A 23,670-nucleotide genomic window follows, 5' to 3' on the forward strand; every position below is an offset into this window, starting at 1 on the left:
ACACGGCATCATCAGAAACAACCACAGCACAGGTATCAAAACAAGGAGCATCATCATGGCAACAGTAACCGTTTTCGGAGCAGGCAACATCGGATCAGGCGTGGCGGGCCTCGCCGTAAAAGCGGGCGCCGACGTACAGGTCATCAACCGCGACAAGGCCAAGGCTGAGGCGATCGGCGGCGTGAAGGCGGCGGCATGGGGCGAGCCGATCACCGGCGACATCGTCGTGCTGGCACTCCCCCAGGCCGCCGAGGCCAGCGTAGTGGCCGACTACGGCGAGCAACTGGCCGGCAAGACCGTAGTCGATCCGAGCAACCCCGTCGATTTCAACACTATGGACCTCGCCTTGCCGAACGGCGCCGATTCCGCAGCCGAAGACCTCGCAGCCAAGTTGCCGGACAGCAACGTGGTCAAGGCGTTCAACACCACCTTCGCCGCCACTCTGGCGTCGGGCACCATCGACGGCAAACCGGTGACCGTGATGGCCGCCTCTGACTCGAGCGAGGCCAAAACCGCGCTGAAGTCTCTAGTTGAGGCCGCGGGACTGCGTTTCGTGGATGTCGGCGCTCTCAAGCGCGCCAGCTACATGGAAGCGTTCGGCGCCTTGCAGATGGTCGTCGCGATGGGCGGCGGCACCCCGTGGACCGGCGGATTCAAGGTCGTCGAGTAACTTGATGGCAACTTGTCGTGGGTGAATCGATCCAACAATCATTCACCCGCAACGTCGATATCAGCACCTCACGTAACCGCAGTAAACGCAATGCGGCCATCTGCACCAACACGAAGTCCAATTCCACATTCGCCTATCAATCACTTTTACGCCAATTCTCAACCCACCAATCATTTCAACAAAGGAACATGTTTATGAGCAAGAACATCGCAGTAGTCGCGGCCAACGGCAAGGCCGGACGGCTGATCGTCGCCGAAGCCGTCAATCGCGGCATGGACGTCACCGCAGTCGTGCGCAGCGAAAACAAGACCGCCGCCCAGCACGCCATCATCAAGGACCTTTACAATCTCACAGCCGACGACCTCGCTGGTTTTGACGCAGTAGTGAGCGCTTTCGGCGTCTTCGACCCGGCGAAGTTCGACGAATACGGCACCTCGCTGAAGCACTTGGCCGACCTTGTTTCCGGCACCGACACGTGCCTGCTAGTGGTCGGCGGCGCGGGCAGCCTTTACACAAACAAGGAACACACCGCCCAACTTTCGGACACGTTCCCTGAAGAGATCAAAGGTGTGCCGCTGGCAATGGGTAAGGCGCTTGACGCGCTGCGCGGGCGTGACGACGTGCATTGGACCTATATCAGCCCCGCCGGCGACTTCCAGGCCGACGGCGAACGTACCGGTCACTATGTGCTTGCGGGCGAGGATTACACCACCGACAAGGACGGCAAGAGCGCCATCAGCTACGCCGACTATGCCATCGCGATGGTTGACGAGATCGAAACCGACCGTCCGCATGACCGCGAGCGCATCTCCGTACGATGGTAATGACGTCCTAAATCAACAAATAGCATCAGACCTTCACTTTGACTGTGCCTCTGACCTATCCAGAAATTATGTTTCTAAAGGGTCAGAGGCACATTCATGCCACATTGCCACCAGACTGCCGGAGCGCGAGAATATAAAGCGACCGACCGACACGACCATGCTGCTTGTCTCCGTCCAACGGAACGCAACGTTGCGTTCTCATTTTCAAACACAGTTTTACTATTGCATTGCATAAAGAAACACTATGGATGGCCGCCAATGAGCACAGCTGTAATGAACCCAAATCACCCTTGTCCAATGAAGCGCATAGCGTCGTGACTTGTAAGTGCAGGGGAACCTGCGGTCCGCTTCGGCGGGCGCGCAAGTTGAGACGGACACAACGCCCGACCCTTGGAACCTGTTGGTTAATACCATCGTAGGGAGACGCGAATATGGTCAATGACGCATACTCATCAACAAACAACAATCTCGGCAATCTCAAGGATCTGGCGGCGGATAATCCGTTGCGATTAAGCATTCGTACGGCTGCGCAAACCGTGCGTGACACCACGCCGCTGGCCCAGTCTTTCACTAACTTCGTGACCATCAACCTTGTGGCCAATGCGCAGCTGGCGGCGGGCGGCACCGCAGCGATGAGCTTCCTGCCCGACGACATCGCGGGCGGCGAGGCGGCGAGCGGCGCCAGCTACATCAACGTGGGCACGCTGCTGCCGTTCTACAAGGACGCGCTGAAGCAGATCACCGAGAAATTCCATGCCGACCACCATCGTTGGGTACTCGACCCGGTGGCTGCGGGAATGGGGACCACGCGCACCGCCATTTTGAAGTCGTTCAAGGCGGCACCGCCGACCATTATCCGCGGCAACGCCTCCGAAGTCATCAAACTGCGCGAGATGTGGGAGCTGCCGCTTCAGGAAAACGACAATGCGCTGGACAGCATTGCACGGCAGTCCAGCGGACCGGTCGGCGTGGAATCCGCAGACGACGTCGAAGCGGCTGAAGCCTCGGCCAAGGCACTGGCCCGATTCATCGCCAAGTCCGACGCTCAGGGCCAAGGCGCCGTCGCCGTTTCCGGCGAAACCGATCTGGTTACCGACGGCGAACACACCTATCGTCTGCCCGGCGGCAGTGCGATGATGACCAAGATCACCGGAGCCGGCTGCTCACTGGGCGGTGTGACCGCGACCTATCTGGCCGTTGCTGACCCGCTGACCGCAGCCCTCGCCGCAAGCGCCCTCTATAACCGTGCCAGCGAAACCGGCGAAGCCAACTCCCACGGCCCCGGCTCCTTCCAGGTCGCCTTCCTCGACGGACTCTGGTCGACCACACCCGCGCAGATCGCCGCCTCGCCGATTCTCGCCTGAATACACCACACAACGTATTTCTTAACCATAGAGAATCGAGACAATTATGACTACCAACAATTCATCATTTGCTTCCATGCGCCATAACTTCGACCTGAGCTCTTACCTCGTGCTCGGGCCGGCCGACACCAAATCGCGGCCTGTCCCCGACATCGTGCGACAGGCGCTGGCCGGTGGCATCACCTTCGTCCAGATTCGCGTCAAGCCCGGAGACGCCAGGGATATCACCGAAATTGCACGGCGGAGTGCCGAAGTCATCGCACAGGCCGGAGCGTCCGAGTCCGTCCCGCTGGTCATCGACGACCGCGTGGATGCGGCTTGGCAGTGCCGTGATCTGGGGATCAAGGTTGACGGCGTTCACATCGGGCAGGACGATATGAACCCGGAAGAGGCGCGCAAGCTGCTCGGCCCGGACGCCATCATCGGGCTGAGCTGCAAGGTGCTCGACGAAGTGAAGACCGCCAACGCCCTGCCCGACGGCACCATCGACTACATCGGTGCCGGCCCGCTGCACCCCAGCACCACCAAGCCCGACTGTATCGTCTTCGGCGCCGACCACAAACGTCACACGCAGGACACGGAATCCATCAACGCGCTGTGCCGTGAATCGAACTATCCCATTGTCGTGGGCGGCGGAGTGAAACTCGAAGACCTGCCGGAGCTGGCGCAAACCGAAGCCGCCGGCTGGTTCGTGGTCTCGGCCATCGCCGGAGCCGACAATCCGCAAGCCACGACAAAAGCTATGGTGAGCTCATGGAACGCCGCACGCGCAAAACGTGGCTGATGATGTCGCAGGATGCATCGCTAAGCGGCGAGCATGAAACAAAGGCAGAAAACCATCTTTCGAATGATACTGGGATAAACGAAACATCCGAGACTCATACGAATCCGGCCAAGTGCAATTCAACGGACACCGTCGGTGTCCACCCATACAAGCTGCCTGCAGTGCTCTCCATCGCAGGCAGCGATTCTTCGGGTGGGGCCGGCATTCAAGCCGATCTCAAGACGTTCATGGCTTGCGGGGTTTATGGAATGAGCGCCATCACCTCGTTGACCGCACAGAACACGACCGGCGTAAGGGCTTCCGCGGCTCCTTCGCCGGACATGTTGGCAGCGCAGATTGCTGCCGTCTTCGAAGACATCCGGCCAGACGCCGTCAAAATCGGTATGGTGCCGAACGCCGAACTCATCGGAGTCATTGCCGATCGGCTTAAGTATTACAATGCTGTCAACGTTGTGGTCGACCCGGTGATGATCGCTTCCAGCGGCGACCGGTTGAGCAGCAAGGCTTCGATCGACACACTGTGCACGAAGCTTCTACCGCTTGCCACCCTGGTGACGCCGAACATCCCCGAAGCCGAAACCATCGCAAATCTCGGGACCCGACCTGTTCGCGATCGCGACACCACATCAGCACACAACCTCGCCATCAGCGACGAAGCGAGCACCATCAATGCTGCCCGCACCATCGTCGAACGTTGTGGCGGCTGTGCAGTGCTCATCAAAGGCGGGCATCGGCAAGGCGCGGCCAACGACCTGCTCTTCGAGAACGGTGAGACCACATGGTTTCGCCACACTCGCATCAACAATCCCAATACCCACGGCACTGGCTGCACTCTTTCCAGCGCCATCGCCGCAGGCCTAGCCAAACACGAATCGTTGACCGAGGCCGTACAAAACGCCAAGGACTACCTCACCGGTTGCATCGCTGCCGGCCTTGACCTCGGGGCCGGCTCGGGACCGATGGACCATGCGTGGAAATGGCGCGACAGTCAAAATTAGACAGAGAAGGTTTTATGATGACCAACACCATCAATTCCAATGATTCCAATACCATCACGAATAGTTCAGAGACAGAAATAACCACAAATACGACAGAGGCATTGGATGCCGATTCGGCGCAGGCCATAGCCAAGCTGCTCGATATGCAGCAACGTTACGATAGCGACTTGGAACAAACCAAACCCTCGCGCCTCCGCGTGCTGTCCATCGAAGGCTCCGACCCGATCGGTGGGGCGGGCACGATGGCGGATATGAAAGCATTCACTGCGCAAGGCGTCTTCGGCTATGCGGCGATGACCAGCGTCCTGGCGCAGAACACGCAAGGCGTCACGGACATCGTCAACGTCGAACCGTCGTTCCTGCTCGCCCAGCTCAAAGCCGTAAGCGACGATGCGGACATTGATGCCATGAAAATCGGGATGCTCGGCACACCGGAATTGGTCGATACCGTGCGTCTTTGGCTGGAAGAGCTACTGCGGGATTATGAGGCTCGCGGCAAACTCCGGCCCGCGATCGTGCTCGACCCAGTGATGTATGCGAAATCCGGAGACCGTCTGCTCACCGCCGAGGCCGAGCGCGCGCTGACCACCTTGATCCCGTTGGTCGATATCATCACGCCGAATGTGATGGAACTGGCCGCGCTCGATGCAATGAGCCACGAAACGAAATTAGACAGCAAAAGCTCACACGGAAAAATCGATGGGAACAAGCCCTCAGCCACCGCCATGACGTCCGATACACCAGCGAAAACTAGACACTCTGTTCCCCACGCGCCCAAGTCCTATGGGGACATAGAACGACTGGCGACATCTGTAGCCGCTCACTTCGGCGTCGCCGTCTACGCAAAGGGCGGGGCTTTGGCGTTGAACGGCAGCGCGGAATGCACCGATATCCTCGCGGTTCCGGCATCGTACGGCGAAACAGGTACAACCGATACAACGACAACCGATCAACCGACCGGACCCGTTTCGAAGCAGCCGGCAGCATCGGTAACCGTCACCCGCATCGAAGGCGCGGCCGTTCACACCCGTAACGTCCACGGCACCGGCGATACGCTTTCCAGCACGTTGGCGGCCTTGCGCCCACAGTGCGACGATTGGATCGAAACCGCGAAACAGGCCAAAGCGTGGATGACCGGTGCCATCGCCGCCGCCGACAATCTGCACGTCGGGCACGGACACGGACCCGTCGATTTCACTTGGCAGCACTCCCCCACCGGACTGAGCTTCACCGAGGACTATTGGCGCCGCACCGCCGAAATCCGCAAGCGCATCGCCACGATGCCGTTCCTCGAACGCATGCTCGACGGGACGTTGCCGCTTGACGACTTCTCGTTCTACCTGCATCAGGACGACATCTACCTGACCGATTACACCTCGCTGCTGGCGCTGGCGAGCAGCCGTGCCGCCGACCCGCATGAACGCGCGTTCTTCGCCGACGCCGCCTCGTACGGGTTGGAGGAAGGATTGACGTTTCATCGGCAGTGGTACCGTGAACACGGCTTCGACGTCGGGCGTGCTCCGATGAACGAAACGACCGCCGCCTACCTCGGCCATGAGCACCGTTTCACCGACACCGGCTCCTACTCTGCGTTGGTCGCCGTGGTCATGCCCTGTTATTGGGTCTATTCTGTGGTCGGGCAGGAGATGGAAGCGCAGGTCCGTGAGCGCCGGCTCGACCTCGGCCACCATCCATACGGCCTGTGGATCCGCATGTACTCTGACCCCGGTTTCGCCTCGCGCACGCTCGAGGAACTGCGCATTTGCGACCGACTGGCCGGCAGCGCCACCATGGCCGACTACAACCGGATGATGGACGCAGCCCTGGGCTCCACGGAGCACGAATACCGTTTCTTCAATCAAGCCCTGACACGCCATGCGTGACTGATTGCGCATGGCCTTACATTCGCACGGCCACAGTGTTCCGTCGAGAAAGTGCATCTACGGTCGGCAAAGGTGCACTTTCTCGACGCCACCGTCAAAAATGTGCACCTATGTCCCGCTTAAACGCACTTTTTTGACGGGAACCCGCGAGCAACACAGGACAAAAGTACGGGCGTATGCCGATGCACACAGTCCGGCACGCATTCAGTCCACGGACTTCAGGGCCTCAAGCATGTCGAGGTGCTTCATCTTGGAGTTGACGAACCAGCCGAGGGCGGCGGTAATGAGTCCGACCACGACCACTGGTACCACGAACGGCAGCCAGCCGATCGACGGATCGAACATGACATCGTCCGGCGGGACGGCGGTGATGATGTATCGGTGCAGCCAAGCACCGAATCCGTAGCCGACGACGATTCCGAGCATCGAAAGCAGAATCGTTTCACGATAGATGTACATTGTGGTCTCGCCGTTGTAGAAGCCCAGCACCTTGATGGTGGAAAGCTCGCGGACACGCTCCGAGACGTTGAGGTTGGTCAGGTTGTAGAGGATGACCACGCCGAGCATAGTCGCCACGATGATGAGCACCCACATGATCTGGTTGAGGGCTTTGACCACCACGTCGATTTGATGCATCAGCGTCGTGTTCTGCACCACGCCTTGGATACCGCCCAGCCGCATGAACGAGGCCGCCTGCCGTTTGGTGTTGGACATGCTCCCATCCTTGAGTGTGACCATATAGGCGTTGGTCTGGTAGCGTTGCCCGAAGACGGAACGATAGGCCGACGGACTCATCACCATGAAATGGCCGAGATACATCTCGCAGATGCCGGTGACCTTGACGCGGTAGGTCTTGCCGGCACTGTTCTGGAAGTCGATGGCATCGCCCTTTTTGGCGTGCACGAGGTTCGCAAAGCGTTCGGAAATCACGGCCCCGTTCTTCTCGAGCGAAAGCGGGTGGTGGCCACGACGCGTGTTGAGTTTGATGTAATCGTTGAAGGTTGCGGTATCGCGCGGTACGAGCATCGTGACGGATTGCTTGTCGCCATTGCGTCCGGCGACCTTGCTCACCGATTCGTAGTGGACCGGCAACGAACGCTTGATGTCGGACTTCTCAAGACGGCTGTCGATGGCCTTGCTTTGCTGGTCGGTGACGTGGGCATTCTCAGCCGCAATGAGGTTGTAATGCATCACGCCGCCGAACTGGTGCTCGTTGATACCGGAGATCGAACCCTGCACCGCGAATCCTGCCGTCAGGAGCGCCACCGAACCACACACGCCGAAGATGGTCATGAACATGCGCTGCTTATAACGGAAGATGTTGCGTGCGGTCACCTTGTGAGTGAAGTTCAGGCGGTTCCAGATAAGGGGAATGCGTTCCAGCAGGATCTTGGACCCGGCGCTCGGCGGTTTTGGCAGCATGAGCGCGGCCGGCCGTTCCTTCAGCTCGCGAGCGGCGCTCCAGACCGCGGGCACCACGGCGCTCAGCATGGCCAGCACAAAGGCAAGCAACGTGACCTGCCAGTGGAATCCGAGGCGGATAATCGGCACGTTGAAGCCGACCTTGTAGGCGTTGTAGACGATCATCGGCAGGAGCGTATGTCCGGCGAAGATGCCGATTGCCGCACCCAGAATCGAGGCGATGAAACCGTAGACGACGAATTTCTTCATCACATCGCGGTCGGAATAGCCCAGCCCTTTGAGCGTGCCGGCGTTGATACGCTCTTCGTCGACGAAACGGGTCATCGTGGTGAACGTGACCAGCGCCGCGACCAGATACATGAAGTACGGGAAGATATGCGAAAGCGAGTCGACGATCACGGAAATCGAATCGTAAATCTTGTAGCCGTCTGAGCCGGGAGTCTCGCGCTTGGAATCCACGGAATAGACAGGGTCCTCGACGGCATTGAGCATCGCCGTGGCATCGTTGAGCTTGTGTTCGGCATCCTTGATTTTCTGTTGCGCACCTGGCTCGGCCTGATCGAACTGCGCCTTTTTGGTGTTGTATTCGTTGGTTTTATCGGTGAGCTGCGTTTGGGCAGCGTCAATTTGCGCCTGAGCCTGCTGCTGCGTGGTGGCCAGCTGTTGCTGTGATTGCTGAATCTGCGCGGCACCTTGCGTCAGTTGTGCCGCCGCCTGATCGAGCTGGGTCTTGGCCGCGGCAAGCTGCTGTTGCTTTTGCTGGAGTTGGGCATTGCCGGAGTCCGCCTGAGCACGTTTGGCGTTGAGTTGCGCCTGAGCCGCCTGGATCTGTGCAATACCCGGATTGTACGTTCCAGTCATAAAGGCAGATTGGGCAGCCTGCGCCGAGGCAAGTTGGCCTTCAAAGGTTGCTTTCTGGGTTTCCAAAGTACTCAGTTGAGCTTGCAGTGGCCCCCACTGCGGGTCGGACGAGGTGATGGCCGAAATTTGCGCTTGCACGTTTGCGATGGCATTTACCACAGCAGTATGTGCCTGCTGCAATTGCGCCACAGCATCATCGGCCTGCTGCTTGCCCGCGGCAAGTTTGGCCGAGTTAGTATCGATCTGAGATTGCCCGGCATTGATTTGTGCATAGGCATCGTTGACCTGCTGCGTGGCCGCCCCAGCCTGTGCGACCCCGGCATCATACTGCTGCTTGTTCGCATTGTATTGGCTCTGGCCCTGTGTGAGCTTGACTTGCGCCGAGGCAATCTGCTGTTGCGCCGAAGCAACCTGAGTGGCCAACTGCTGCTTGGAATCGGCGAGCTGCTGGTTGCCGTCGTCAAGTTGCTTCTTACCGTCGGCCAATTGCTGCCGTGCGTCGGCAAGCTGCTGCTTGGCATCGATGACCTGTTGCCGCCCGGAATCAATCTGCGGCTTGACCTGTTTTTCGATGGCCTGTCGCCTCGCCTTGGGACGTCCGGCAAGGATCTTATCGAGCGTTTTCTTGTGCGCCTGCAACGCGTCATTATATTTGGTTGAATAATGGTCGCGCATATGGTCAAGGTCGGTGTAGGTCAGCCTCGCCATCATATAATCTTCGGATTTGAACGCACCCGGTGTCACCACCGCGTACCCGTCCAACGAGCCTGAACCCGAGGTCGAAGGCCCCATGTTCACCGAACTGAGGATTTCAGTGGAATCGACAGACCCGACGACCTTGAAGTTGTCGTGACGTAACACCTTGCGCCCCAACGCGTCCGGTTTTTCGGTCAGCCGCAAGGTCGAACCTATCGGATATTTGCCTTGATGGGAAGAATCGATAACCGTCTCATTCGCGTTTTTCGGCATCCGTCCCGCCACCAGATGGTAGGTGGAGATATCTTTCGGCGCGGAAAGCACACGAACGCTTTCGTCGCTCCCTCTTACAACGACATCCTTCAGATACCCGTATTCGATTCGCGAGGCTCCAGGTGCCTTGTCAATCTGCTGCCGGTCGGCCTTGTCCAAGCCGTAGCTGGAGATGACACTCAAGTCGGCCAGATGGTGTTCGGCAAAGTAGGCATTGCCTGTATCACGCATATCAGGTCCAGAAACGCTCAAGCCAACCAGCGCAAAGGACCCCAGCGCCACGAGGCAGACAATGGAGAAGAAACGGCCTTTCGATTTCGAGAACGCCTGCCAGATGTCGTGCCAGAGCATACGTTTAGAACCGCGGAATCGAGTGTCGTCCGCGTTGTCCTGTCTGGAATCTGAACGCATGATATTGTCGTCCGCCATGCCGCTCACCATTCGATGTCGTTGATGTCGGCCGGTGTTGCGTGGTCTTCGATAGACTGCACCCTAGCGTCGCGCATGTGGATGACACGATCAGCGATAGGCGCGATGGCCGCGTTATGGGTAACGATGATGACGGTCGAGCCGAATTTTCGGGATTGGTCCTGCAGGATGCGCAACACCTGTTTGCCGGTACTGTAGTCCAACGCTCCCGTCGGTTCGTCACAAAGCAGGATTTTCGGTTTCTTCGCCACCGCTCGTGCGATGGCTACACGTTGCTGCTCACCGCCGGAAAGCTGCGCCGGGAAATTGTCAAGACGATTTTCGAGTCCGACGTCGATCAGCGTCTGGGTCGGATCGGCGGCGTGCGGCACGATTTCGGCGGAAAGCTCGACGTTCTCGCGTGCAGTCAGGTTGGAGATGAGGTTGTAGAACTGGAAAACGAAGCCGACATCGTAACGACGGTACGTCGTCAGCTCCCGTGCATTGTATTGCGCGATGTCATTACCATCGATGATCACCTGACCCGAGTCGCAGGTATCCATCCCGCCGAGGATGTTCAGAAGCGTGGATTTACCAGCGCCGGAAGCGCCAAGAATGACCACCAGCTCGCCTTGGTTGATGGAAAAAGTCACGTCGTGATTCGCGTAGATGGTTGTATCACCGGTTTTATATTGCTTCGTCTCGCTTCGAACGTCGATATATGCCATCGCTTTGCCTCCACAACTCGATACGCGGTTGTGACGAAGACAAACCACGTCCTGACTATCGATGATAACGTCTTGCGAGGATGAAGTGTGTCACCGCTAAATCGTTAGAATATCAACAAAAATACGTCTAGTTTTTATTCTGAATCATGCATTGTGCACAATAGACGTGGGGACTGCAAGCACACCCGCAGTCCCCACGCTATAAGTTGTCAATCGGATACTCAGTAAATCACAATCGCCTTGATCGTGTCCGGACCCTTGTCCGTCATATACTCGAACGACTCCGGAATCTTATCGAAACCGTGATAGGTCTTGGTGATGATGCGTTCCGGATGAATACGACCATAGCTGATCAGGCTCAACAAGCGCTCAAGGAACAGCCGCCCAGCACCGATGGTGATGGCCTGGTAGGCGATGTCGAACGTCTCGCCGCTGGTCGGAATCGCAAGTTCAGGGACAACGAACACGGCGACGTTGGCGATTTTGCCTCCCGGTCTGGTGACATTGAACGCGTCCTTGACCACATCCGTGTTGCCGCCGGCAATCAGAACCTTGTCCACTTTCTTGCCATCATTGGCTTTGATGATCTGATCGACAATAGGACCGTCATGATAGTCCAGAATGACACTGGCTCCATATTCTTTGGCGACGTTCTTGGTGATGGGGCGAGAACCGACAGCGATGATCTTTGCGGCGCCCTTGATGGACAGCCCCTCCACACCTGTCAAGCCAACCGGGCCTATGCCGATAACCGCGACGGTTTCACCAAATTGGACATCAAGAAAATCAATGGCTTTGAAAGATGTCGGAACCATGTCCGCGACCATCAACGCCTGCTCATCCGTGACGTTGTCGGGAATATGCGCCAAACCTGAATCTGCGCGTTTGAACAACACCCTTTGGGTGAACAAGCCGTCCATATTGGGATCAAACATTCGCGAAGAATTCGGAGAACGGTTCGCCATGCCATCCTGGCTGGCGAAATCACCGAAATTAGGGCTGAAATCAGGAACCAGCACACGGTCGCCCTTTTTGAAGTCCTTAACCGACTCCCCGACCTCACTGACAATGCCAATGGCCTCATGCCCAATGACGTTGCCCCTAAGAATCGAAACACCGCTCTTCACCAAATGCACGTCCGTCGTGCATGGCGCTACCGCGGTGATATCAATCAGCACACCGGACGGATCGTCCAGCGTGGGTTCGGGAATGTCGAGCCAGCCGACTTTCCCAGTGTCAATCATGCCGAAACCCTTCATCAATTACCTCCTTGAAATCGGTGAATATAATGTCACTAAATTATACACAGGAACCGCAAGCCTATTATATTTTCAACTATCAGATACAAAATGTTTCGACTATTACACCAATCCGCTATCGATGTGGGCAAAATCGGGAACCTTGTTCCAACGCACCGTGTAGCCGGCACCATGGGCGCAGAAGACGGAATCGGGCGTGTTTTCAAGATCCGTTTCCGGGCCATAGGCGGTTTGCTTGATGACTTCGTCGGCATTATGGCAAGGCTGGTAGCCAGCGAAAACACAGGTGAGCGAGCCCTGGCCGTGGGTATAGGCGTTGACGTCCATCGAATAGTCGCGCATTTGCGAAACCGGAGCTGCACCCTCCAGCTGCGCGTAATCGCCATCGGATTCCGGGGCATCGAAACTGCCGCTCATCCGCTGAATATCGGACATCGCACGGCCCAGCAAGTCCTGCGGAACCTCGAGACGGAAGCTGTAGTAGGGTTCCAAAAGCCGGCACTCCCCTTTCGCCTTGAGCTCCATCAGGCCTTGCCGAACCGCGCGATAGGTGGCTTCGCGGAAATCCCCACCTTCCGTATGTTTTTCGTGACCCCGCCCAGCGATCAATGTTATCTTCATATCCGTGATCGGCGAACCCGTAAGGACGCCGAGATGTTCCTTTTCACGTAAATGGGTCAGAATCGCTCTCTGCCAGTTGCGGTCGAGATCGTCCAGACTGCAGCGGGACTCGAAATGCAGACCGCTGCCAGGTCTGCCCGGCTCAAGTTTGAGGTGGACTTCGGCATAGTGGCGCAACGGCTCGAAATGGCCGATGCCCTCCACCGGCGCAGTGATGGTCTCGCGATAAAGAATGCCGCCGGTGTCAAAATGGACGTCGAGGCCGAATCGGTCGTGCATCATCTGGGTGATGATCTCAATCTGCACCGCGCCCATCAGCTGCACGTGGATCTCGCCCAGCCTCGCCACCCAGCGCACATGCAAGGCCGGATCCTCGTCCTGGAGCGTGCGCAAAGCCACCAAGATCTTGTGCAACTGTGGCGTGACTTCGGCAGGCTTGGAGGATGGCGGAGTTGAAGACGAATCGTCATTTTGTGTTTCATTGACATGGTTTTGCGACTCGTCGCCCGTTCCCGTTTTGCCCGGCAGAACCGTATAGGTCAGCACCGGCTGAAGAACCGACTCCCCAGCGTCAGCCTCAAAGCCCAGGCCCTCTCCCGGGAAAGTTTTCGTCAAGCCGGTTACGGCGCACACGTCACCGGCGGCGACTTCATCGGCCAGTTCGAACTTAGCGCCCGAATACCGCCGAATCTGGTCGACTTTCTCCTGCCAGATTTCAGTTTCGATTTCGGACAATCCACTCTCAGATTGAGCACCATTGTTCTTACTCTGATTATCGCTCCCAGAGTTGCCAGATGAGTCATCGCCGGCATGCTTATCGGCATTTTCTGGTTTCCCGAAATAATCGTCACGCTTATTGCTCAGCGTTTCCTTCACTTTGAGAGTGCCACCGGTGACTTTGAGCCAAGTGAGGCGATTGCCTTGCGCATCGTGGGAGATTTTATAGACGCGAGCGCCAAACACACTCGAATAGTTTTTCCGCTTCGTGAATCGTTCGAGCCCAGCAAGGAACTCATCGATGCCCTCGAGCTTCAGCGCCGACCCGGAATAACAAGGAAAAATCTGACGCTCGGCGACCATCGAACGCAAGGTGTCATCCGAGATTTGGCCGTCGTCCAAAAGCTCGTCCATTGCCGTGCCGCTCTCGTCAAGCAACGCGACCTCTTCTTGTTCTCCCGGTTCAGCGTCCCCTTCGAAATCAACGCTACCTTCGGAAAACCGCTGTTTCATCTGCGCAATCAGTCCGGCTTTATCGGCCCCAGCGGCATCCATTTTATTAATGAAAATAAACGTCGGTACATGGTAGCGGGCCAGCAGGCGCCACAACGTTTCGGTATAGCCCTGCAGCCCGTCGTTCGCACCCACCACGAGAATCGCGTAATCCAATACGGTAAGAGTCCGTTCCATTTCGGCCGAAAAATCGACATGCCCAGGCGTATCAAGCAAGGTGAATTCAAAATTGCCCTGCCGCAAAATGGCCTGCTTGGAGAAGATGGTGATGCCACGCCGCTTCTCCATCACGTCGGTGTCGAGGAACGCGTCGCCGTGATCAACCCGCCCAAGCTTGCGGATGTCGCCGGCTCGATAGAGCATCGCCTCGCACAACGTGGTCTTCCCCGCGTCCACATGCGCCGCGATCCCCACCACCGCTCGTCTTGCCATCTCATCCTCCAGGCCGGTCGACGTTTCTTTATTGGCACACCGAGATTACCGCACGGTCTGGGCTCTTGATGAAAAAATGATGGAGAAGTCCATGAATTATATATAATGGACTTATCCACTAAATTTTGAAGGTCAGTATGCATTATCACTATTTCAGCAAATACATCGCCAGCATCTACCGTAAAACCAAAAGCAATATCAACCATCAGCTCGACTCCATGAATCTTCGCGCCACGCAAAGCGACCTGTTGATGTTCATCCACGAAAACCCGAATCTGCAGCAATCGGCCATCGCCAAGCAAATGAGCGTGGATCCAAGCCTGCTAGCCAAGGACCTCACGGTTCTCGCCTCGCAGAATCTGGTAGTGCGCGAGACTTCGACCACCGACAGACGGGCGAAAACCATATCGCTTACGCCATCTGGCGAACGAATGGCCGAGCAGCTCACCGACATCATGGACAAGGAATGGCACGATTTGTTCGCCGCCATGCCCCATTTCGACGCGGAGCGATTCGCCGATGACCTCCATGCCACCTATCAGGCCTTGCTGGGACCCGACAAGCGACACAACCGAAACCAATGAGCCTTTAAGCGAATCCCAAACGCGTGCGCAACCGGCCGCAAGACGCCCAAAGTCCCATAGGCCAAAAGACCGTTCGGCATTGCCCAAACCCGCCCGCGCACACACAAACAAAACCAACCAACTACGCACACCAAGCACACCAAGCACAAAAAGGAACCGCATACGTTCAACTCAATAACAAAAAACAACAAGCACAACCAAAAACCGGAAAGCGAAATCTCCGACGAAGAAGCGACCATCAATCGTCCGCATATCTCAGCAGGGAATTTGGCCAAGCGCATCATCACACTGGCATTCGGCATCACCGTCATGGGTTTCGCCGTAGCCCTTGCGAAAACAGCGTTGATCGGGACCTCGCCGATTTCCAGCGTTCCCAACGTCGTCAGCATCATCACGCCCCTGACCATCGGCGAGGCAACCGTTCTTTTCATGCTCGTCATCGTGTTCCTGGAATGGGTGGTGCTCTGTCACGGATTCGGCTGGCACAACCTCATCCAGATCCTACCGTCACTCCTCTTCGGAGCCATCATCGACGTCTTCGTCTCCTTTTTGCGGCCCATCCATCCTCAGACCTACATCGCACAACTTTCCCTTAGTCTGGTAAGCATACCGATTCTTGCCATCGGCGTCTATTGCGAGGTCAATTCGAATCTGCTGATGATGCCGGGAGAGGGTATCGCGTCGGCTCTGGCACAACGGTTCCACAAAAAATTCGGAACCATGAAAATTCTCGCCGACAGCACCATGGTAGTGGCGGCGGCCCTTCTCGCACTTGTTTGTACCCATCGGCTCATCGGCGTACGAGAGGGTACCATTCTCTCGGCTTTGCTCACCGGCGAATGCGTCAGTCTCGTCGAACGCGGACTACCCAGATTCACCAATTTTCTGCGCCGTTGAAGCCAAGGAAAACGACGAGCACACGGAAAACAACATCACACGCGAAATGGGCATGGTGAAGCGAGCCAAAAGAATTTGGGAAGAAAGAACAAGCGACGCCGCTTCACCACACAACCTGCGGATATCCGATCCTCCAGTAAAACCGGACACCGCTTACAACAAGCGAAAGATAAGAGACAAGGCCTTCATCGAATCACTGATTACAGTGTACACGCCCTTACCGTCTTTTGCGACACCTTAACAAAGTTTCGTCTCAAAATGCGGGAATTCATCATAAAAAAATAGAAATGCACCGTTTCGCGCTTTATTCAAGATAGACTGTCCAAAAGGAATTGCGGTAACCTGCCTGCGAATTCCTCAGTTAGCGGAACTTGCTGACGCGCAAACTTGCCGGATTGCCGGGGCCGGATTGCCGAGTTGCCGGATTACGGGGACGATACCATACTCCGCTATCCGGCAACCACAACGCTGCGAATGCCTGCTACTCGGCTCCCAAAACGGCATCTTCCAACGCGGCGATCAGAAGCGGGTCTGCGTTCGGCATCCGCAGACGACGCAGCCTACCGCCGACGGATTCGATCTCATCCTTCAGCTCGATGTCGACATCGTCGAGAATTTCAAGATTGTCGGCAATGAAGCCAAGCGAAGCCGAAACGATGGTGGAGATGCCGCCATCTTGGATGAGGTCCTTGGCGGTTTCCTTGAAATCAGGGCCAATCCAAGGCTCACCGGTGCGTCCGGCGCTCTGCCATGCGATAGTGTATTGTCCATTGCTCAGACCGGCGGCTTTGGCCACGGTTTTGGCATTGCCGGTAACCTCATCGAGATAGGGGTCACCACCATTGATGATGCGCATCGGCAGGCTATGGGCGCTGAAAATGACCTCGGTGTCGGCGCGATCGGTGAGGTCTTTCATGGCGGTCAGTTGGTCGGCCCAGAACCTGATGAGATTCTCGTCTTTCCACCAACTACGAATAGGATGGTAGGCGATTCCTGGGTGCTTCTTTAACGCCTCCTGCGCACGCTCGTGATAGTTCTCGACGGAGTACACGGAATACTGCGGGGCCAACGGAAGACCATAGACCTCGGTAATCCCGGCTTCGGCAAACTCGTCGACGGTATCGGCGATATAGGGCTTAATGTATTTGAATCCCTTGCGAACGACGTATTCGCCGGGATGATCGCGATCGAGCGCAGCCTGAAGGCCCGCGACCTGATCGTCAGTGATCTTGGCGAGCGGCGAGGTGCCGCCGATGGCTTCGTAACGACCGGCCAGTTCGTCGAACAGCGCTTGAGACGGCTTGACGCCATGACGGATATTGGTGTAATAACCCATCAGGTCCTCCGTTTTGTACGGGGTGCCGTAGGCCATTAGGAGCACCGCCTTTTTCTGGGCGGATGATGCGTTGTCGGAATGTTTACTTGTCATAATCGATGTTTCCTTTGTTGAAGGGGATAAATAGGGTCAGCACAATGCACACCACGGCGACCGCCAGCGCGACCATGAACATGGCGCGGAAGGAGGTCAACGTCGGATTGCCGTTCACGCTGCCGACAAGCATGGCCGAGGCGAAGACGAGCGGAGCGATGGTCATGCCGATTTTCTTGCAGGCCGAGACACCACCGATGGCCTGCATACGTTGGTCGGGTGCGGCCAAACGGCCGGCGATGACCTGCAGCGGCGAGGACATGAAGGCACCAAGGCCGAGGCCGAACAGCGTCGACAGCGCAAAGAACGCCGGCAGGCTACTGGAAGTCAGAAGAATGCCGATAACGGAAATACCATTGATGGCGCTCGAGACGATCAGAGCCTTCTTGTTGCCGAGTTTGTCGACGAAAACGCCGCCGACGTACGAACCGACCAGGCTGCCCAGCCCGGTGCCCATCATGGTCATGCCGGAAAGCGCCTTGGAAAGGTGGAAGACGGCGTGGACGTAGGTGGGAATATAGATGAAAAGCGAGAAGAGACTGCCGCCGACCATCGCCAGTACAAGGGTCAGCACATAGGAACGATTGCGGAACAGGCTGATCGGCAGGAACGGCATCGTGCCCTTATCGAGCTTCTTTTCGGAGTATAGGAAGAGCAGAAACGCGACCACGGCGACCGCGAAGAGTGCGAGGACGATGACCCAATACTGTCTGAAATGCTGGCTTAACGTGATGCCGAGCATCAACGTCAACAGCGCCACGGAGAAGGAGCACAGGCCAGCCAGATCCGTCTTGGTGCTCGTCGCCGCAAGCTGGTTGTCCATGACGAACCAGGCCATCACGAAGAGGATGAGCAGGACGGGAAGCATGCCGTAATAGAAGACACGCCAGTTTTTGGCCATCCCGATCGCCATGCCTGCCAGGGCCGGTCCGGCCACGGCGGAAAGTCCCGCGACCACGCCGACGAAGGAGACCCTGCGCCCTTGGTGGTTCTTGCGCGCGGCCTGCATCAGCTCGCTCATCGCGAGCACCATGATGCCGCTGTCGCCGATGGCCTGGATGAAGCGGCCCGCGAGCATCAGCGGGTATAGAGGTGCAAGCGCGATGATCAGGCAACCGACGAACCAGAGGCCGAGCTCCCAGAGGAAGACCTTCTTGGTGCCGCGGGTGTCGGAAAGGTTCGCCATGATCGGGGTGCCCACCACGAGACCCAGCGTGTAGATGCCTGCCACCCACGAGGAGCCCAGCGTGGTCAGACCGAAGGTCTTGCTAATCGAGGAAAGCAGGGTGCCGGCCGAACCGCTGTCAAGCTGCGTGACGAAAACGACCAGCGCATAGAACCAGATCGGGGTTTTGCGCACGGCTTTCCCCAAGGTCTTCGCCGCCTCGGATGCCTTGGCTTGAGCTTGGGGCACAGCATCACTCATGATGTTCGGCCCTTGGGGCTGACACGGATGGAGATGCGGAGGCGGATGCGGCAATGCCAGATGGCGAAGAAACAGGTTCTTCGGCCCCTGCGGCAATGATCTCGCCCTCCAGGGTGTGGCGGGCACCCGGCTTCGGGCGGCTTATTTCCCAGCCATCAAGGAAGAAGTGATCCAGATCTTCGACAGGAAGGTACGTGCCTGATACGAAATAAGGGAAATCACCATAAATGGAGCTGGCTTCGGCGTAACGCATCGCCTCGATAATCTTCTTGAAGACCAGCGGGTCATCGGCCAGCAGCAAGACGCCCCATTCGTGGTCGTCAAGGCCCATCGCGCCGGTAATGAACGGCAGCACACGGCCGCCGAACGACCGGCCGATCTTGCCGTGATCCTTCATATAGGCCTGCCGTTGCTCGAAGGGAAGCGTGTACCAGTTGGCACCCGGGTTACGGGTTTTGGACATCGGGTAGAAGCAGACATATGGCTTCTTCGGCAGCTTCGGCTTGACCGCGCGGTTGACATAGGCCCAGCCGCGATCGCTTTTCGGCTTGCCAGAATAGGTGCCGGCTTCGCCGATGGAAACGAACGAACCAGCTCTGGTCAGATACGCCGAAAGTGGCAACTTTGCCAAGCGGTTTTCGATTTCGTTGAGCTCGTCAAGCGTCTCGCGGTAGAGAATGAGACCCAGGTCGCCCTTGGTGCCGCTGACATCGAAGAGGTACCAGCTGCCTTTGCCCGCCTCCTCGTTGGCCTCGAATTCGGCGAGCATCTGCTTGAACTGGCTGACTTCGTTGCGTTGCGCCTCGGGGCTCTGCTTTTGGAACGACGGCCAATCCATCTTCCACCACAGGTCCAGGCAGTACCAGCCATCCAATGTCGCTACTGGCTCTTGCATATCTCATCTCTCCTTAGCTTGTATGCGGATATGCCCGCTGGACCACGGCACGGCGCTGTTGCACGTCATTGTCGACAAGACCAGTCAGATACATCCGACAGGTTACGTCAAACCTTATATGCCACATCTATAATTGCATCGGCTATTACCGCTTTACGACCAATGCAACTATCGATATCGACAGTGAAAACCTCAATAAAACAACGAAAACAGTCATCTTATCGAAAATCTTCAAATAAAATTACCGCAGACAAATAAATAAAAGTCTGCTATAATAGCTATTAGAAGGTTTGACTTCTCAAGTCACAAGAGTTATGTTACACGTTCCAAATCACTTTTGAGACGTTTCGATAATATTTAGTCTCAAAACAAGTTATTCCGCGGATTTTCCGGCGTGTCGCACTTTAGAAGGGCGACATCGCGTCGCAATCGAGAGACCAAAAACGACTCATACTGACCCATAATTATCGAAAGATACCATGGATATTCGTACTGTATCTTTTAGCAAGGTGTGTTAGCGCAAGCGCTCAATACGAAAAAGGCTGTGACCATCCACAAAACAGATGGCCACAGCCTAAATTTCTAATGATTACCTAAGCGTCACTCCGCGTACTTGGCGGGGTCGGCGGCGAAGGACTTGGCGCAGTTGTCGCTGCAGAAGTAGTAGGTCTTGCCGTTGTAGTCCTGGCTTCCGGCTGCGCTCTTCGGGTCGATCATCATGCCGCAGACCGGGTCCTTGACGGTGCTGGCGCCGCTGTTCATGTTCATATCCATGGTGGTTCCTTCTTTCGCTTTCGCGGGTTGGTTGTTGTTGTGCGACGCATCCGGGGACGCGTCAACAGATTTTTGGCTACCTTTAAGCTCAACGTGACGTTCGCGGAGCTTGAAGGTGAACCGACGCGGCTTGACCGTGGCCGGATTGAACGAGCGCAGACGGTTCGCGTTCAGCACCACGGAAAGCGAGGAGAACGCCATCGCGGCGCCTGCGATCATCGGGTTCAACATGATGTGCCAGAGCGGGTAGAGGATGCCGGCGGCGATCGGGATGCCGATGCCGTTGTAGCCGAAGGCGAAGCCTAGATTTTGCTTGATGTTGCGCATGGCTGCACGTGACAGGTCAATTGCCGTCACCAAGCCGCTGAGGCTGCCGGACACCAACGTGATGTCCGAGGACTCGATGGCCACGTCGGTGCCGGTGCCGATGGCGAAGCCGACATCCGCAGCTGCGAGCGCCGGGGCGTCGTTGATGCCGTCGCCGACCATGCCGACCATGTGGCCCTCGTTCTGCAAGCGCACGATTTCCTCGGCCTTGCGTTCCGGACGGACACCAGCGATGACGCGGTCCACACCCACCTCATTGGCCATGGCCGAGGCGGTCGTCTTGTTGTCGCCAGTGAGCATGACCACTTGCAGCCCGCGCTCGCGTAGGGCTGCAACGGCCTTCGCCGAATCCGGTTTGACGGTGTCCGCGACGGCCAGCACGGCAACCAATTTGCCATCCACAGCGGCCAGAATCGGAGTCTTGCCTTTCTGGGCATAGTTTGAGAATATCGTTTCGGTTTTGCCAGATATCGAAGTACCAATTTGACGACTGTTCATCAGCTCGTCATTGCCGACAACGACATCGTGACCGGCCACTTTGGCCACTACCCCGCTACCCGGCACGGCCTCGAACGAATCCGCCTTCGGCACTTCCAGTTTGCGCTGTTCGGCGCCTTTGACGATGGCCTGTGCCAGCGGATGCTCGGAAACCTGTTCGGCTCCCGCTATCAAGGAGAGCAAATTGCCCTGTTGCGCTCGTACACCTGCGTTGTCGTTTGCGTTGTCGCTTTGAGCTTCGTTCGCAATGTCGCCCACCCAACCGATATCGGTCAGTTCCGGCTTGCCACGAGTGATGGTACCGGTTTTGTCGAGCACGACGGTATCGACGTCACGCGCGGTTTGCAGCGCCTCGGCAGAACGGATGAGCACACCGTATCGCGCGGCTTTGCCGGTCGAAATCGTCACGGAAAGCGGGGTGGCGATACCCAACGCGCAGGGGCAGGCGATGACCAAGACAGCCACGGCCGACACCAGACCGTAAAGCCCTTGCGGCGCGGGGCCGAAGACCCACCAGATGACGAAGGTCCAGATGGCGATGAGGATGACTCCCGGCACGAAATAGCCGGAGATCTTGTCGGCGAGCTTCTGAATCGGTGCCTTCGAGGTCTGGGCGGTGCGAACGAGCTTGATAATCTGCGCGAGCACCGTGTCGCGCCCGACCTTCGTGGCACGATATCGCAGCGTTCCGTTGCCGTTGATAGTGGCACCGGTCACGGTATCACCCTCACCCTTAGCAACCGGCATGGATTCGCCGGTGATCATGGATTCGTCGATGGAGGTCTGGCCGGAAATCACCTTGCCGTCAACCGGAAGCTGCTCCCCCGGCTTGATGACAACGATATCGCCTACCTCGACCTGGTCGGCATTGATGTCAAGCTCCTTGCCATCGCGGACGACATGCGCGGTTTTCGGCGTGAGGTTAATGAGCGCCCGAATCGATTCGCCGGTACCGAGGCGGGCATGCGCTTCGAGCAGCTGGCCCAAAAGCATTAATGTGATGATGGTACCAACAGATTCGTAATACGGATCGCGCGCGCTCGGAGGCAGGATGCCCGGGGCAACAGTCACCACAACGCTATACGCATATGATGCTGCGGTTCCCAACGCCACCAGCGAGTTCATTTCGGGAGCGCGGTGCACGAGCGCCAGCCATCCGGTGCGATGAATCGGCCAGCCGGAATAGAACATGACCGGGGTGATGAAAAGGAACTCGACCCAGGGATTGGTAAAGAAGTCGATGATGCCCATAGGGATGAACGCTTTGAGCCACATGCCGAACATGGCGAAGACGAACACGGGAATCGTCAGCACAGCAGCGACGATGAGTCTGCGTTCAAGCGTCTTGATTTCTTTTTTGCGCACTGCGTCCGGATCCGTACTTCCGCCGGCCACATCGGCACCTCTCATTTTATCGGTCATTTTCCAACTTTCGCTCGACTCGTAGCATTCGGCATTTTTTCAATGCCAACGCTATGGACTTTATTCGCTCCTCACTGCAGAAATAAATAACTCCGACGCCCTTCTTGCCATAAGCACGCCGCGGACAGCATCCAAAGGCACAATTGAGACGTTATGAGCATGTTTTCCCATCACGCCGCCATCCCTTATTGTTTCGGCAACACGTGCACTATGCCGTGCAGCATGTTCATACCGCACGCATACGGCAGATCGCCGGGCTTGTTCGGCGTGAATTCGACGTCGGTCGTCTTGAATGGCGGCAGGGTCTGGTCGATGCCCAAGTCGCTGAAAACGACATGCGACGAGCATTCGCCGTCCTCCTGACGGTCGAATTGCAGACGGACCGGGGAACCGGCCTCCACGTCGATCTCGGCCGGCGTATAACCGCCCTTCACCACGATATGCGCGGTCTGCAAAGCACCCTCACGGCTTGCTTGCGCCGCCTTGCGAGGTGCAAAGAAATACCATATGATGGCCACGCTTACGATCAGAGCCACAAGAATCACTGCAATGTTGACAACCATATTCCCCTCGCATTCCGTCGCCGGAGTCTTTTCCGGCAGCTTCTTCGTATTCGCTGTAACTGAAATTTACCATACCCCCCTAGGGTATATAATGTCAATATATTCAGCTCAGCATCGCAATGTTCGCCGCGCAAGGCCAATGGGCCAGCAACGTGCGATAACGGAAAGCAATCACAATGAAACACATGACAGACAACGAAACCAGACACAAGACGGACCCTGGTGCAGATACCGCCCAAAACCACGAATCGCGACGGGCCTTCACTGGCACGGCTTCAGCGAACCAACCCATAGCGACGATATCGACCGAGGCATCAGGCAAAACCCCGAAGCCGCCTGCTGCGAACGGCGGAGGAAGCGCCACCTGTGCCTGCGGCGACAACAAAGCAGCCGACGCATCAT

Annotated in this window: 17 protein-coding genes and 1 riboswitch; of the genes, 8 read left to right on the forward strand and 9 right to left on the reverse strand. The window is 57.1% G+C overall.

Going from position 1 to position 23,670, the window contains the following annotated elements; all coding sequences use genetic code 11:
* Positions 1-55 precede the first annotated feature (55 nt).
* The 6 genes from OZX70_RS06840 to OZX70_RS06865 all read left to right on the forward strand — a co-directional run bounded on the left by OZX70_RS06840 (position 56) and on the right by OZX70_RS06865 (position 6,523).
* Positions 56-670: an NAD(P)-binding domain-containing protein gene (locus tag OZX70_RS06840; RefSeq protein ID WP_277180167.1), complete on the forward strand. Its 615-nt coding sequence runs from the start codon at positions 56-58 to the stop codon at positions 668-670.
* Positions 671-864: 194 nt separating this feature from the next.
* Entirely contained in the window at positions 865-1,494 is a 630-nt protein-coding gene (locus OZX70_RS06845) for an NAD(P)H-binding protein (RefSeq protein WP_277180169.1), read from the forward strand.
* 319 nt (positions 1,495-1,813) lie between these two features.
* A riboswitch (TPP riboswitch) is annotated at positions 1,814-1,934 on the forward strand.
* On the forward strand, positions 1,926-2,858 hold the full coding sequence (locus OZX70_RS06850) for a hydroxyethylthiazole kinase (protein WP_277180171.1): 933 nt from the start codon (positions 1,926-1,928) through the stop codon (positions 2,856-2,858). (Overlaps the previous riboswitch by 9 nt.)
* A 46-nt stretch (positions 2,859-2,904) precedes the next feature.
* Positions 2,905-3,642: a thiamine phosphate synthase gene (gene thiE / locus OZX70_RS06855; protein ID WP_277180173.1), complete on the forward strand. Its 738-nt coding sequence runs from the start codon at positions 2,905-2,907 to the stop codon at positions 3,640-3,642.
* On the forward strand, positions 3,612-4,640 hold the full coding sequence (gene thiD / locus OZX70_RS06860) for a bifunctional hydroxymethylpyrimidine kinase/phosphomethylpyrimidine kinase (protein ID WP_277180175.1): 1,029 nt from the start codon (positions 3,612-3,614) through the stop codon (positions 4,638-4,640). The genes thiE and thiD overlap by 31 nt, the downstream gene beginning before the upstream one ends.
* A gap of 14 nt (positions 4,641-4,654) precedes the next feature.
* Entirely contained in the window at positions 4,655-6,523 is a 1,869-nt protein-coding gene (locus tag OZX70_RS06865) for a bifunctional hydroxymethylpyrimidine kinase/phosphomethylpyrimidine kinase (RefSeq protein ID WP_277180177.1), read from the forward strand.
* Between the two features lie 204 nt (positions 6,524-6,727).
* Here the strand turns inward: OZX70_RS06865 and OZX70_RS06870 are convergent, their stop codons facing one another.
* The 4 genes from OZX70_RS06870 to OZX70_RS06885 all read right to left on the reverse strand — a co-directional run bounded on the left by OZX70_RS06870 (position 6,728) and on the right by OZX70_RS06885 (position 14,453).
* Positions 6,728-10,204 carry an FtsX-like permease family protein gene (locus tag OZX70_RS06870; RefSeq protein WP_277180179.1) on the reverse strand — a complete coding sequence of 1,159 codons (3,477 nt, stop codon included), beginning with the start codon at positions 10,202-10,204 and terminating at the stop codon, positions 6,728-6,730.
* Positions 10,205-10,209: 5 nt separating this feature from the next.
* The gene (locus OZX70_RS06875) at positions 10,210-10,911 is read right to left on the reverse strand and encodes an ABC transporter ATP-binding protein (protein WP_277180181.1); all 702 of its coding nucleotides are present in this window, start codon (positions 10,909-10,911) and stop codon (positions 10,210-10,212) included.
* Between the two features lie 221 nt (positions 10,912-11,132).
* The gene (locus OZX70_RS06880) at positions 11,133-12,170 is read right to left on the reverse strand and encodes an alcohol dehydrogenase catalytic domain-containing protein (protein ID WP_277180183.1); all 1,038 of its coding nucleotides are present in this window, start codon (positions 12,168-12,170) and stop codon (positions 11,133-11,135) included.
* A gap of 102 nt (positions 12,171-12,272) precedes the next feature.
* Positions 12,273-14,453 carry a TetM/TetW/TetO/TetS family tetracycline resistance ribosomal protection protein gene (locus tag OZX70_RS06885; protein ID WP_277180185.1) on the reverse strand — a complete coding sequence of 727 codons (2,181 nt, stop codon included), beginning with the start codon at positions 14,451-14,453 and terminating at the stop codon, positions 12,273-12,275.
* Positions 14,454-14,590: 137 nt separating this feature from the next.
* On the opposite strand from OZX70_RS06885, the gene OZX70_RS06890 reads away from it, so the two are divergent.
* Together OZX70_RS06890 and OZX70_RS06895 are read left to right on the forward strand one after the other, a co-directional pair.
* A complete protein-coding gene (locus OZX70_RS06890) occupies positions 14,591-15,037 on the forward strand; it encodes a MarR family transcriptional regulator (RefSeq protein ID WP_277180187.1) in 447 nt (148 codons plus the stop codon).
* 267 nt (positions 15,038-15,304) lie between these two features.
* Positions 15,305-15,934, forward strand: coding sequence for a DUF6198 family protein (locus tag OZX70_RS06895; protein ID WP_277180188.1), 630 nt, complete (start codon positions 15,305-15,307; stop codon positions 15,932-15,934).
* Positions 15,935-16,415: 481 nt separating this feature from the next.
* Here the strand turns inward: OZX70_RS06895 and hemH are convergent, their stop codons facing one another.
* The 5 genes from hemH to OZX70_RS06920 form a co-directional block, all read right to left on the reverse strand.
* Positions 16,416-17,363, reverse strand: a complete 948-nt coding sequence (hemH, locus tag OZX70_RS06900) for a ferrochelatase (protein WP_277180190.1) — start codon at positions 17,361-17,363, stop codon at positions 16,416-16,418.
* Positions 17,353-18,789, reverse strand: a complete 1,437-nt coding sequence (locus tag OZX70_RS06905) for an MFS transporter (RefSeq protein ID WP_277180192.1) — start codon at positions 18,787-18,789, stop codon at positions 17,353-17,355. The genes hemH and OZX70_RS06905 overlap by 11 nt, the downstream gene beginning before the upstream one ends.
* Positions 18,782-19,684 (reverse strand): hydrogen peroxide-dependent heme synthase, encoded by a 903-nt coding sequence (hemQ, locus tag OZX70_RS06910; RefSeq protein ID WP_277180194.1) that lies wholly within the window; start codon positions 19,682-19,684, stop codon positions 18,782-18,784. The genes OZX70_RS06905 and hemQ overlap by 8 nt, the downstream gene beginning before the upstream one ends.
* 600 nt (positions 19,685-20,284) lie before the next feature.
* On the reverse strand, positions 20,285-22,705 hold the full coding sequence (locus OZX70_RS06915) for a heavy metal translocating P-type ATPase (RefSeq protein WP_277180196.1): 2,421 nt from the start codon (positions 22,703-22,705) through the stop codon (positions 20,285-20,287).
* 185 nt (positions 22,706-22,890) lie between these two features.
* Complete coding sequence (locus OZX70_RS06920) at positions 22,891-23,268, reverse strand: cupredoxin domain-containing protein (protein WP_348519429.1); 378 nt, start codon at positions 23,266-23,268, stop codon at positions 22,891-22,893.
* Positions 23,269-23,670: the final 402 nt, after the last annotated feature.

Origin of the sequence: Bifidobacterium sp. ESL0732 (assembly GCF_029395535.1) — a bacterium.
Lineage (GTDB): Bacteria > Actinomycetota > Actinomycetes > Actinomycetales > Bifidobacteriaceae > Bifidobacterium.